This is a genomic window from Ramlibacter sp. bp-362 (assembly GCF_054956735.1).
Window position 1 is genome coordinate 211461 of record NZ_JBUDXE010000004.1, and the last position, 12090, is coordinate 223550.

10 protein-coding genes are annotated in these 12090 nt (G+C 69.9%); 5 read left to right on the forward strand and 5 right to left on the reverse strand.

Annotated elements, in window-relative coordinates; genetic code table 11:
• Positions 1-44: 44 nt before the first annotated feature.
• From ACY0MJ_RS07235 to ACY0MJ_RS07255, 5 genes are all read right to left on the reverse strand, one after another.
• On the reverse strand, positions 45-2267 hold the full coding sequence (locus ACY0MJ_RS07235) for a TRAP transporter permease (RefSeq protein ID WP_462637675.1): 2223 nt from the start codon (positions 2265-2267) through the stop codon (positions 45-47).
• A 70-nt stretch (positions 2268-2337) separates the two neighbouring features.
• The gene (locus ACY0MJ_RS07240; RefSeq protein ID WP_462637676.1) at positions 2338-3291 is read right to left on the reverse strand and encodes a TAXI family TRAP transporter solute-binding subunit; all 954 of its coding nucleotides are present in this window, start codon (positions 3289-3291) and stop codon (positions 2338-2340) included.
• 99 nt (positions 3292-3390) lie between these two features.
• The gene (locus ACY0MJ_RS07245) at positions 3391-3810 is read right to left on the reverse strand and encodes an RNA-binding S4 domain-containing protein (RefSeq protein WP_462637677.1); all 420 of its coding nucleotides are present in this window, start codon (positions 3808-3810) and stop codon (positions 3391-3393) included.
• Positions 3811-5223 carry a sensor histidine kinase gene (locus ACY0MJ_RS07250; protein ID WP_462637678.1) on the reverse strand — a complete coding sequence of 471 codons (1413 nt, stop codon included), beginning with the start codon at positions 5221-5223 and terminating at the stop codon, positions 3811-3813.
• An 8-nt stretch (positions 5224-5231) separates the two neighbouring features.
• Positions 5232-5906: a response regulator transcription factor gene (locus tag ACY0MJ_RS07255; RefSeq protein WP_462637679.1), complete on the reverse strand. Its 675-nt coding sequence runs from the start codon at positions 5904-5906 to the stop codon at positions 5232-5234.
• Positions 5907-6017: 111 nt separating this feature from the next.
• Here ACY0MJ_RS07255 and ACY0MJ_RS07260 point away from each other — a divergent pair, with 111 nt between their 5' ends.
• From ACY0MJ_RS07260 to ACY0MJ_RS07280, 5 genes are all read left to right on the forward strand, one after another.
• Positions 6018-6977, forward strand: coding sequence for a Bug family tripartite tricarboxylate transporter substrate binding protein (locus tag ACY0MJ_RS07260; RefSeq protein ID WP_462637680.1), 960 nt, complete (start codon positions 6018-6020; stop codon positions 6975-6977).
• A gap of 79 nt (positions 6978-7056) precedes the next feature.
• A complete protein-coding gene (locus ACY0MJ_RS07265) occupies positions 7057-7566 on the forward strand; it encodes a tripartite tricarboxylate transporter TctB family protein (RefSeq protein ID WP_462637681.1) in 510 nt (169 codons plus the stop codon).
• A 1-nt stretch (position 7567) separates the two neighbouring features.
• Positions 7568-9079 carry a tripartite tricarboxylate transporter permease gene (locus ACY0MJ_RS07270; protein ID WP_462637682.1) on the forward strand — a complete coding sequence of 504 codons (1512 nt, stop codon included), beginning with the start codon at positions 7568-7570 and terminating at the stop codon, positions 9077-9079.
• A gap of 186 nt (positions 9080-9265) precedes the next feature.
• Entirely contained in the window at positions 9266-10717 is a 1452-nt protein-coding gene (locus ACY0MJ_RS07275; protein WP_462637683.1) for a sigma-54 interaction domain-containing protein, read from the forward strand.
• Between the two features lie 161 nt (positions 10718-10878).
• Positions 10879-12069 (forward strand): substrate-binding domain-containing protein, encoded by a 1191-nt coding sequence (locus tag ACY0MJ_RS07280; protein WP_462637684.1) that lies wholly within the window; start codon positions 10879-10881, stop codon positions 12067-12069.
• Positions 12070-12090: the final 21 nt, after the last annotated feature.

The following is a 12090-nucleotide window of genomic DNA, read 5'->3' on the forward strand; positions in this document are numbered from 1 at the left end:
ACGCGCCCGGCAGCCGATCTGCCAGCCCCGGGCGGGACGCGAAGTCAGCGGTATCTGACATCCAGCCCGGCCGCGACGGGCGGGGGCTGCAGCTTGCGCGCGGCGACCTGCCGCAGCAGCACGGGCACCGCGAGCGCCACGCCGACGAGCGACACCCACAGGCCGGGCGCGATCAGCAAGAGCGCCGAGGCCAGGCACAGCAGCTGTTCCCAGCGCTTCATCTCGACCAGGAAGAAGCGGCTGAGCGCCGCGGCCAGCACCACGATGCCCAGCACGCAGCCGGCGAAGGTGATGGCGAAGTCCTGCAGCGTGAAGCCCTTGGCCACGATCAGCAGCGCCGGCGAGAACACGAAGACGAAGGGCACGAGCGCCTTCGCCATGCCGAGGCGGAAGGCCATGTTGCCGGTCTTGAACGGATCGCTGCCCGCCATGCCCGCGGCCGCGTAGGCGGCCAGGGCCACCGGTGGCGTGATGTCCGCGAGCACCCCGTAGTAGAAGACGAAGAAGTGCGCCACCAGCGGCTCCACCCCGAGCTGCACCAGCGTGGGCGCGGCCACCGTGACCATGATGATGTAGTTGGCCGTCGTCGGGATGCCGCAGCCCATGAGCACGCAGACGACGCCCGTCATCGCGAGCGCCGCGAACAGCGTCAGCGCCTTGATGTCGGTCAGCGCGGCCGGCAGCACGCTGGCCAGGCCGCCGGCGATCGCCTGCGCCCAGCCGGTGATGATGTAGCTGATCTTGAAGCCGACGCCCGTGAGCGTGACCACGCCGATCACGATGCCCACGGTGGCCGCGGCCGCGCCGACGGCCAGCGCGTACTTGGCGCCGGTCTCCGCCGCTTCCAGCAGCACGCCGTGGCGGATGCGGCCGGTGACGCCGCCGAACTTCCACGCGCCCAGCGCGATCGCCACGCCCGCGGCGAACAGGCCGAGCCGGATCTGGTCGCTGTGCGTGCCGAGGTCGAAGAAGACGATGAGCGTCAGGATCGCGTGCAGCAGCGCGCACACCGCCCAGTTCGCCGGGCGGTTGCCGCTCACCTGCGTGGTGAGGCCGACGATCGCGCAGGAGGTGATGCCGGTGAAGGCCGCCAGGTAGGGCGTGCGGCCCGACACCAGGATGCCGACCAGCAGGAACAGCGGGATCAGCGTCGGCCAGCGCTGCTTGAGCGATTCGCGCAGCTTCGGCATTTCCTCGTCGGTCAGGCCGCGCAGCCCGTAGCGCTTGGCCTCGAAGTGCACCTGCATGAACACGCCGAAGAAGTGCATGAAGGCCGGCACCACGGCGGCCGCGATGATCGTCTGGTAGGGGACGTTCAGGAACTCGATCATCAGGAAGGCCGCCGCGCCCAGCACCGGCGGCGTGATCTGCCCGCCGGTGGAGGAGGCCGCCTCCACGGCCCCCGCGAACTCGCGCCGGTAGCCGACGCGGATCATCGCGGGGATGGTCAGCGAGCCGACCGTCACCGCGTTGGCGACGGACGATCCGGACAGCATGCCGAACATCGCCGAGCCGAACACGCTCACCTTGGCGGGGCCGCCGGCGTAGCGGCCGGCGATGCTCGCCGCGATGTCGAGGAACAGCTGGCCCAGGCCGATGCGCGTGGCCATCACGCCGAACAGCACGAAGTGGAAGACGTAGGTCGCCACCACGCCGATGGCCACGCCGTAGATGCCCTGGCTGGTGAGGTACTGGTGGTTGATCATCTGGCTCCAGCTGGAGCCGGCGTGCTTCAGCAGGCCCGGGAACAGCGGGCCGGCCAGCGCATAGGCGGTGAAGCCGATCGCGATCAGCGGCAGCGGCCAGCCCATGGAGCGGCGCGTCGCCTCGATCAGCGTGACGAACAGGATCGAGCCCATCGCGACGTCGACGACGCCGGGGTTGCCGACGCGGAAGGCGAGGTCGTCGAAGATGTACGGGATGTAGAGCACGCTCACCGCGCAGCCGATGGCGAGCAGCCAATCGGTCAACGGCACGCCGCCGGGCGAATGCCAGCCGACGCGCGCCGGCGAGGCGAACGCGCGCTTGTGGCGCGGGAACACGAGGAAGATCAGCCCCAGCACGAAGGCCATGTGGACGCCGCGGTGCGTCGTCTCGCGCAGCAGGCCGAAGCCGGCCGTGTAGTAGTGGAAGCAGGAGAGGGCGACCAGCAGCACCGTCACGATCGCCGTGGCCGGCTGCACCGTGGGCCGGAAGCGCATCTCCGGGTCGAACTTCTCTTCCAGCTCCTGCAGCTTGCGCTCGTCGAGCGCCGCGGTCGTGGTCATGCATTCCCCTCCAAAACAAAACAGGGAGGCGCTGCCTCCCTGCCGGTGCGCCTCGCGGCGGGAAGCGGGCCTACTTCAGCAGGCCCACTTCCTTGTAGAAGCGCTCCGCGCCCGGGTGGAACGGGATGCCGATGCCCTTGACGGCATTCTCCTTGGTGATGAACTTGCCCTTGGCGTGGCCGGCCTGCAGCGCCTTCTGCGCCTTCTCGCCGTACATGGCCTTGGTGATCTCGTAGACCGTGTCCGCGCTCACCTTGGCGCTGGTCACCAGCTGCGCGCCGACGGCCAGCGTGTCGACCGCGGGGACGTCCTTGTAGGTGCCGGCGGGGATGTGGTCAGCGGCGAACCAGGGGCTGGACTTCAGCAGCGCCTGCGCCTGCGGGCCGCCGAGCGGGACCAGCTCGATGCCGGTGCCGCTGGAGGCGAGTTCGGCGATGGCGCCGGCCGGCGCGCCGCCCACGAAGAAGAAGGCGTCGAGCGAGCCGTCCTTGAGCTTGTCGCCGGCCTGGTTCGGCTTGATGTAGTCCGGCTTGATGTCGGACTCCTTCACGCCGTAGGCGGCCAGCACCAGGCGGGCGTCGATCAGCGTGCCGGAGCCCGGCTCGTCGAGCGCGACGCGCTTGCCCTTGAGGTCCGCCACGCTCTTGATGCCGGAGCCCTTCTTCACCACCAGGTGGATGCTCTCCGGGTAGAGGTTGGCGATGGCGCGCAGGTCGGTGACCTTGGGCTTGCCCTCGAAGGCGCCGGTGCCGGTGTAGGCCCAGGTGGCGACGTCGGATTGCGAGAAGCCCGCTTCCATCGAGCCGCTGGCGACCGCGTTGACGTTGGCGAGCGAGCCGTTGCTGGCTTGCGCGGTCGCGATGATCTTGCCCGGCTGCGACACCGCGTTGGCGATCATGCCGCCCACGGGGTAGTAGGTGCCGGCCGTGCCGCCGGTGCCGATGCGGAAGAACTGCTGCGCGTGCGCGGCGCCGGCGAAGGCCACCGCCGCGGCGAGGGCGACGCCCCACTTCTGGATGCTCATGGAATTCTCCTCAGTACGACATTGGTACGAGGGAGGGAGTAGACCATCGCGGCGGTGCGGCGTCGCCTAGTGGAAGCCCGAACCCGGTTGACAGGCTCCTTACTTCTCGTCGTCCAGCGACGCGCTCCAGCGGTCGCCCCAGCCCTGGCGGGCCTGGTCCAGTTCGCGGCGCCCGCGCTTGGTGGGGCGGCCATGTTCGATGGCGAGCGCCGGCTCGCGGGCGATGCGGCGCTGTTCGGCGGCGCGTTCGCGCTCCTGGACGCTTTCCGGCGTTTCCTCGTAGAGCTCCTGCGCCACCGGCGCCGGCCCGCGCATGTCCGACAAGGCCTTCACCTTCACCGTGCGCGTGACGCCCTCGCGGCGCACGGCCACGGTGTCGCCCACCTTCACCTCGCGCGCCGGCTTCGCTTCCTGGCCGTTGATCGCGACGCGGCCCTTGTCGATTTCGTCCGTGGCCAAGCTGCGCGTCTTGTAGAAGCGCGCCGCCCACAGCCACTTGTCGATCCGCAACCGGTCCATTCAGCCCTGATTTTCTGCCAGCGGGAGGCGAACCGTGGCGTCGAGCCCGGCCGTGCGCCGTTCCTTTTCACGGTTTTCCAGCTGGATGCTGCCGCCGAGCGCGCGGACGATCTCGTGGCAGATGGCCAGGCCCAGCCCGGAGCCGCTTCGGACGTCGCCGGCGGAAAACGGCTGGAACAGGCGCGGCTGCAGCTCGGCCGGCACGCCCGGTCCGCTGTCGCTCACCACCAGCACGGCGGTATCGCCCTCGCGCCGCACCCGCACCGACAGCGCGCCGCCGGCCGGCGTGTGCCGCACCGCGTTGTGCAGCAGGTTGCGCGCCAGCTCGCGCAGCATCCACTCGTGCGCGAGCACCGGCGCCGCCTCGGTCTCGATGTCGAAGTCGATGTCCTTGTCGGCCACCAGCGGCGCCAGGTCCAGCGCCACCGCCCGCACGGATTCCGCGAGGTCGGTGACCTCGGCGTCGGCCTGCTGCCGCAGCTGCTCCACCTTCGCGAGCGACAGCATCTGGTTGGCCAGCACGGTCGCCCGTTCCGCCGTCGCGTTGATCTCGACGAGCGCCTGGCGCGGCTCCACGTCGCCGCGCAGCGCCGACTGCACCTGCGCCTTCAGCACCGCCAGGGGCGTGCGCAGCTGGTGCGAGGTGTCGCGCACGAAGCGCTTCTGGTTGTCCAGCAGGTGGGCCAGCCGGCTCATCACCTCGTTGGTGGCTTCCACCAGCGGCAGCAGCTCGCGCGGGGCATCGGCGCTGGTGAGCGGCGTGAGGTCGCCCTCGGGCCGCTCCTGCAGCTCGCGGCTGAGCCGCCGCACCGGACGGGTCGCGCCCTGCACGACCAGCACCACGACCAGCGCGATCACGGCCACCAGCAGCGCCTGCTGCCAGAGGAAGTCGATCAGCACGCGGCGCGTGGCGCGCCGGCGCAGCTCCAGCGTCTCGGCCACCTGGATCACGGCCATGCCGCGGCCGACGGGGCTGGCGACCGGCTGCAGCAGCACGGCCACGCGCACGTCGCGGTCGCGGAAGGTGGTGTCGTAGAAGTCCACCAGCGCGGCATAGGGCGGCTGGGGCGGGATGCGGCCTTGCCAGAAGGGCAGGTCCTGGAAGCCCGACACGAGCTCGCCGCGCAGGTCGGAGACGCGGTAGTACATGCGCGTCTGCGCGTCGGCCTCGAAGGCCTCCAGGGCGGAATAGGGCACGGTGGCGCGCAGCACCGCGGCCTCGTCGTAGCCGTGCACGTCCAGCTGCTCGCCGATGGACTTGGCCGACGCGAGCAGGGTGCGGTCGTAGGCCGTGTTGAGCGCCTGCAGCGTCTTGCCGTACAGGGTCGCGGCGTTCAGCGCCACGAACACGCCCACCGGCAGCAGGATGCCCGCGAGCAGGAAGGTGCGCAGCGAGACGGAGCGCAGTCGCATCGCCCGGCTCAATCGCCCGCCTTGAGCAGGTAGCCCAGGCCGCGCAGCGTCACCAGCTTCACGCCGGTGGGCGCGAGCTTCTTGCGCAGCCGGTAGACGACCACCTCGATCGCCTCGTACTGCACCTCGGCCTCGCCGGGGAACACCAGCTCGAACAGGCGCTCCTTGGGCACGGCGTGGCCGGGGCGCGCCAGCAGGGCCTGCAGCAGCGCCGCCTCGCGCGGCGCCAGCTCCAGGATCGCGTCGCCCCAGTGGACGGCGCCGCTCTGCCGGTCGAGCCGCAGGCCGCCCAGCGTGGGCTCCGCTGCCGGCGCGCCGCCCCCGCCGCCGCGCCGGTGCAGCGCGCGCAGCCGCGCCTCCAGTTCGTCGAGGTCGAAGGGCTTGGCCAGGTAGTCGTCGGCGCCGGTGTTGAGGCCCATGATGCGGTCGCCCACCGTGCCTCGGGCCGTGAGGATCAGCACGGGCGTCGCGAGCCCGCTGCGGCGCGCGTGCTCCAGCACCAGCAGGCCGTCCATGCCGGGCAGCGTGAGGTCCAGCAGCACCACGTCCGGCGGGGCCGCCTTCCAGCGCTCCAGCGCCTGGCGGCCGTCGCTGCACACCTCGACGGCCATGCCGCGGTTCTGCAGCGTGCGCTTCAGCGCCGTCTGCATCGACGGGTCGTCCTCCACCAGCAGCAGCTTCATGCCCGCGACGATAAACGGACCGCCATATCCGCATTTTCCCTGATGGCCGCGACAGCCGATTGACAGGGAGCCGGTCCACCATCCGCAGGTCCAACCACTGGAGACAACGAGATGCGTCGTGACGAATTCCTGAAGTCGATGGCGGCCCTGGCCGCCGCCGGGGCGCTGCCGCTCGCCGCCCGCGCGGGCCAGGACCTGAAGATGATGATCCCCGCCAACCCGGGCGGCGGCTGGGACACCACCGGCCGCGCGCTGGGCAAGGCGCTCGTCGACGCCAAGGTCGCCGACAGCGTGACCTACACCAACAAGGGCGGCGCCGCCGGCGCGCTGGGCCTGGCGCAGTTCGTCAACGCCAGCAAGGGCGACCCGGACGCGCTGATGGTGATGGGCGCCGTGATGCTGGGCGGCATCATCACCGGCAAGCCGCCGGTGAGCCTGTCGCAGGCCACGCCGATCGCGCGCCTGATCAGCGAGTACAACGTGTACGTGCTGCCGGCCAACTCGCCCTTCAAGACGATGGCCGACGTGATCGCCCAGCTGAAGAAGGACCCGGGCAGCGTCAAGTGGGGCGGCGGCTCGCGCGGCTCCACCGAGCACATCGCCGCCTGCATGATCGCCCGCGAAGTCGGCGTCGATCCGGCGAAGATCAACTACGTGGCCTTCCGTGGAGGCGGCGAAGCCACCGCGGCCATCCTGGGCGGCAACGTCACGGTGGGCGGCAGCGGCTACAGCGAATTCCAGGAGTACATCAAGGCCGGCAAGATGCGCCCGATCGCGGTGACCTCGCCGCAGCGCCTGAAGGGCATCGCCATCCCGACGCTGAAGGAGCAGGGCATCAACGTCGAGCTGGGCAACTGGCGCGGCGTGTACGGCGCCCCCGGCATCACCGCCGCCCAGCGCAAGGCCGTCACCGACATGGTGGTGAAGGCCGTGAAGACGAAGACCTGGCAGGAAGCCGTGGAGAAGAACGACTGGACCCCGGCCCTCATGTACGGCCCGGAGTTCGAGAAGTTCGTCGACAACGAATTCGCCATGCTGCGGGCCACCATGGTCAAGGCCGGCATGGTCTGACCCTGCGCGGCCACGCGCCGACCGCCCGGTGCGCCGGGCGGTTTTTTTGTTTTCCCGAGTGCCTGCGGAGGCCAGAACCATGACACAAGCATCTTCCCGGCGCACGGTCCAGACCCTGGTGGGCGCGCTGGTCGCGCTCACCGGGATCGCGCTGGGCGCGGGCGCACTCCAGATCCCGGGCGCCGCCGGCTACAGCGGCGTCGGCCCCAACTTCCTGCCCTGGCTGGTGGCGGTGGTGCTGCTCGTGTGCGGCGTGATGATCGTGCGCGAGGCGCGCACCGGCGGCTTCCGCGACATGGAGCCGCCCTCGGGCGCGGAGAAGGCCTGGTGGCCGGGCCTGGCCTGGGTCACCGCGGGCCTGCTCGCCAACGCGGCGCTGATCACGACCATCGGCTTCATCCTCAGCTGCACGCTGTGCTACCTGCTGGCGGTGCAGGGGCTGCGGCGCGCGCAGGGCCAGTCCATCGCGGCGCGCACGCTGGCGGTGGACGCCGTCTCCGGCGCCGTCATCGCCGCCCCGGTGTTCTGGATGTTCACCCAGTTCCTCGCCATCAACCTCCCGGGCCTCACGCGCACCGGCTGGATCTGACATGGACATCTTCGCCGCGCTCCTGCAGGGCTTCGCCACGGCGATCAGCCCGATCAACCTGGTCTGGGCCCTGGTCGGCTGCATCCTGGGCACCGCCGTCGGCGTGCTGCCCGGCATCGGTCCGGCGGTGGCCGTGGCCATGCTGCTGCCCATCACCTCGCAGGTGGACATCACCGCCTCCATGATCTTCTTCGCCGGCATCTACTACGGCGCGATGTACGGCGGCTCCACCACCTCCATCCTGCTGAACACGCCGGGCGAGACCGCCAGCATGGTGACGGCCATGGAGGGCAACCGCATGGCCAAGAGCGGCCGCGCCGGCGCGGCGCTCGCCACGGCGGCCATCGGCTCCTTCGTCGCCGGCACGATCGCGACGGTGTTCGTCACGCTGTTCGCGCCGGTGGTGGCCGACTTCGCCGTGAAGCTGGGGCCGCCGGAGTACTTCCTGCTCATGGTGCTGGCCTTCACCACGGTGAGCGCAGTGCTGGGGCAGAGCACGCTGCGCGGCATGACGGCGCTGTTCCTCGGCCTCGCGCTGGGGCTGGTGGGCATGGACCAGATCTCCGGGCAGCCGCGCTACACGCTGGGCGTCCCGGAGCTGCTGGACGGCGTCGAGATCGTGCTGGTGGCCGTGGGCCTGTTCGCCGTCGCCGAGGTGCTGTACTTCGCGATGTACGAGGGCCGCGTGCGCGAAACGCAGAACGCGATGAGCCGCGTGTACATGACGAAGCGCGACTGGCGTCGTTCGGTGCCCGCCTGGCTGCGCGCGACGGTCATCGGGACGCCCTTCGGCTGCATCCCGGCGGGCGGCACCGAGATCCCGACCTTCCTGAGCTACGCCGTGGAGAAGAAGCTCGCCAAGGGCAGCGACAAGGCGGAGTTCGGCACGGCCGGCGCCATCGAGGGCGTGGCGGGGCCGGAGGCGGCCAACAACGCCACGGTGACGGCGGCGCTGATCCCGCTGCTGACGCTGGGCATCCCGACCTCCAACACCACGGCCATCCTGCTGGGCGCCTTCCAGAACTACGGCATCCAGCCGGGGCCGCAGCTGTTCACCAACTCCGCCGCGCTGGTGTGGGCGCTGATCGCGTCGCTGTACATCGGCAACGTGATGCTGCTGGTGCTGAACCTGCCGATGGTGAAGCTGTGGGTGCAGCTGCTGAAGATCCCCAAGCCGCAGCTCTATGCCGGCATCCTGATCTTCGCCACGGTCGGTGCCTACGGCATGCGCCAGAGCGCCTTCGACCTGGTGCTGCTGTGGGGCATCGGCCTGCTGGGCGTGCTGATGCGCCGCTTCGACTTCCCGACGGCGCCCGTGGTGGTGGGCATGATCCTGGGGCCGCTCGCCGAAGCGCAGATGCGCAACGCCATCGCCATCGGCGAAGGCAGCCCGCGCGTCTTCGTGGAACGCCCGATGTCGCTGGGCCTGATCGTCGTGATCCTCGCGGTGCTGGTGCTGCCGCGCGCCTGGAAGTACTTCGCCGCGAGGCGGGGTGCCATGGCGGCGGCGTAGGACAGCCGAAGCCGGACAGCCGAAGGCGGACAGCCGGACGCAGAGGTCGCAAAGGTTGCGCAGAAGTCGCAAAAGAAGACCTTTAAAGGCTTTTTTCTTTTTTGCGTCCTTTGCGTAACCTTTGCGACCTCTGCGTCCGGTAGTCCGATTTCTCTCTGCGCGCCACGCGCCAGTTACCATCCCCGCATGAGTACAGACGCCACGCTGCCCCTGGACGGCCAGCGCATCCTCGCGCTGGCCGCGCGGTCCATGTTCGAGCTGTTCGCCAATGCGAGCGAGGGCATGGTGCTGGTGGACCGGCAGGCGCGGGTGGTCTGGATCAACGAGCAGTACAAGCGCTTCCTGCCGGCGCTGGGCTACGCGCGCGAGGAGGACTTCGTCGGCAAGCCGGTCTCGCAGGTGATCCACAACACGCTGATGGACCGCGTGCTGGAGACCGGCAAGCCGATCCTGATCGACCTGCTGTCCAACAAGGCCGGCACCTTCGTGGTGAGCCGCATCCCCCTGCGCGACGAGCGCGGCGAGGTGATCGGCGTGCTGGGCATCGTGCTGTTCGACCATCCCGAGACGACGCTGCAGCCGCTGATCCAGAAGTTCGCCAACCTGCAGCGCGACCTGGACGACGCCCGCCGCGAACTGGCGACGCAGCGCCGCAGCAAGCACACGCTGGCCAGCTTCGTCGGCAACAGCCCGGCGGCGGTGGAGGTGAAGCGGCAGGCGCGCAAGGCGGCGCAGTCCTCCAGCCCCGTGCTGCTGCTGGGGGAGACGGGCACCGGCAAGGAACTGCTGGCGCACGCGATCCACGCCGCCTCGGCGCGCGCGCGCGGGCCCTTCGTCAGCGTGAACATCGCGGCCGTGCCGGAGACGCTGCTGGAGGCGGAGTTCTTCGGCGTGGCACCGGGCGCCTACACCGGCGCCGACCGCAGGGGCCGCGACGGCAAGTTCAAGCTGGCCGACGGCGGGACGCTGTTCCTCGACGAGATCGGCGACATGCCGCTGGCGCTGCAGCCCAAGCTGCTGCGCGCGCTGCAGGAAGGCGAGATCGAGCCGCTCGGCTCCAACAAGGTGGTGCCCTTCGACGCGCGCGTGATCGCCGCGACCTCGCGCGACCTCGCCGCGCTCGTGCGCGAAGGCAAGTTCCGGGAGGACCTCTACTACCGGCTCAACGTGCTGCCCATGAAGGTGCCGCCCCTGCGCGACCGCCGCGCCGACATCCCGCAGCTCGCGGAGGTGCTGGTGGAGGACATCGCCCTGCGCAACGGCACGGCGCCCTTCGAGCTGGGGGCCGACGCGATGGCGCTGCTCACCGCGCAGCGCTGGCGCGGCAACATCCGCGAACTGCGCAACGTGCTGGAGCAGGCCGCCATGCGCAGCGACTCGCGCCATATCGACGAGCGCGTGCTGGAGGACGTGCTGCGCGACGCCGGCATCGAGCGCCTGCCGCCCGCGCCGGCCCCGCGGGGCATCGCGGCGCCGGCGCCCGGCCCGCTGCGCCCGCTCGCGGAGCAGGTCGCGGAAGTGGAGCGGGCAGCCATCCGCGCGGCGATGGAAGCCACTGGCGGCAACAAGCTGGCCGCGGCGCGGCTGCTCGGGATCTCGCGCGCCAAGCTGTACGAGCGGCTCGAGGTGGTTGCCTGATATTCAGACAAATGTCTGAAGATCAGGCAATCTTCGTGTACAAAAACCAGCCAGTCGGCCCCCGCCGCGGCCTGAAAACCCAGGCCTGACAAGCACTTGCGCCGCTGGCACGCGGCGTGCAAGTGTCCGCCGGTTTGCCCACAGCTACAGGAGACATGCACATGCAAAGACGCATCTGGGTCGCGGCCGCCGCGCTCGCCGCTTCCGCCCTGGCCAGCCCGCTGGCCTGGTCCGCGGACAAGGAAATCCGCATCGCCCACGTCTACAGCCGCACCGGCCCGCTGGAGGCCTACGGCAAGCAGACGCAGACCGGCCTGATGATGGGCCTGTCGTACGCCACCGGCGGCACGATGATGGTCAACGGCAAGAAGATCGTCGTGATCGAGAAGGACGACCAGGGCAAGCCGGACCTCGGCAAGTCGCTGCTGGCCACCGCCTACTCGGACGACAACGCGGACCTCGCGATCGGCCCGACCTCCTCCGGCGTCGCGCTGGCCCTGCTGCCGGTGGCCGAGGAGTACAAGAAGATCCTGCTGGTGGAGCCCGCCGTGGCCGATTCCATCACCGGCGACAAGTGGAACAAGTACATCTTCCGCACGGGCCGCAACAGCTCGCAGGACGCGATCTCCAACGCGGTGGCGCTGGACAAGCCCGGCACCGTGATCGCCACGCTGGCGCAGGACTACGCCTTCGGCCGTGACGGCGTGAAGGCGTTCAAGGAAGCGATCCACAAGGCCAAGATCGTCCACGAGGAATACCTGCCGACCAACACCACCGACTTCACCGCCGGTGCGCAGCGCCTGATCGACGCGCTGAAGAACCAGCCGGGCCGCAAGGTGATCTGGATCGTTTGGGCCGGCGCCGGCAACCCCTTCAAGATCGCCGACCTGGACCTGAAGCGCTACGGCATCGAGATTGCCACCGGCGGCAACATCCTGCCGGCGATGGCCTCGTACAAGCAGTTCCCCGGCATGGAGGGCGCGACGTACTACTACTTCGGCATCCCGAAGAACCCGGTGAACGACGCGCTGGTGGCGCAGCACTACAAGGAATTCAAGTCGCCGCCCGACTTCTTCACGGCCGGCGGCTTCTCCGCCGCGATGGCGATCGTGACCGCGCTGAAGAAGACCAACGGCGACGCGAGCGCGAAGAAGCTGATCCCGGCGATGGAGGGCATGTCCTTCGACACGCCCAAGGGCAAGATGACCTTCCGCAAGGAAGACCACCAGGCCATGCAGAGCATGTACCACTTCAAGATCAAGGTCGACCCGGCCTTCGCCTGGGGCGTGCCCGAGCTGGTGCACGAGATCAAGCCCGAGGAAATGAAGATCCCGATCCGGAACCACCGCTAAGACGGACTTCCGGACGCGAAG

What these genes read in the sequence shown, in the direction of transcription:
- ACY0MJ_RS07235 (WP_462637675.1), bottom strand. Translation starts at nt 2,267, where the DNA reads ATGACCACGACCGCGGCGCTCGACGAGCGCAAGCTGCAGGAGCTGGAA.
- ACY0MJ_RS07240 (WP_462637676.1), bottom strand. Translation starts at nt 3,291, where the DNA reads ATGAGCATCCAGAAGTGGGGCGTCGCCCTCGCCGCGGCGGTGGCCTTC.
- ACY0MJ_RS07245 (WP_462637677.1), bottom strand. Translation starts at nt 3,810, where the DNA reads ATGGACCGGTTGCGGATCGACAAGTGGCTGTGGGCGGCGCGCTTCTAC.
- ACY0MJ_RS07250 (WP_462637678.1), bottom strand. Translation starts at nt 5,223, where the DNA reads ATGCGACTGCGCTCCGTCTCGCTGCGCACCTTCCTGCTCGCGGGCATC.
- ACY0MJ_RS07255 (WP_462637679.1), bottom strand. Translation starts at nt 5,906, where the DNA reads ATGAAGCTGCTGCTGGTGGAGGACGACCCGTCGATGCAGACGGCGCTG.
- ACY0MJ_RS07260 (WP_462637680.1), top strand. Translation starts at nt 6,018, where the DNA reads ATGCGTCGTGACGAATTCCTGAAGTCGATGGCGGCCCTGGCCGCCGCC.
- ACY0MJ_RS07265 (WP_462637681.1), top strand. Translation starts at nt 7,057, where the DNA reads ATGACACAAGCATCTTCCCGGCGCACGGTCCAGACCCTGGTGGGCGCG.
- ACY0MJ_RS07270 (WP_462637682.1), top strand. Translation starts at nt 7,568, where the DNA reads ATGGACATCTTCGCCGCGCTCCTGCAGGGCTTCGCCACGGCGATCAGC.
- ACY0MJ_RS07275 (WP_462637683.1), top strand. Translation starts at nt 9,266, where the DNA reads ATGAGTACAGACGCCACGCTGCCCCTGGACGGCCAGCGCATCCTCGCG.
- ACY0MJ_RS07280 (WP_462637684.1), top strand. Translation starts at nt 10,879, where the DNA reads ATGCAAAGACGCATCTGGGTCGCGGCCGCCGCGCTCGCCGCTTCCGCC.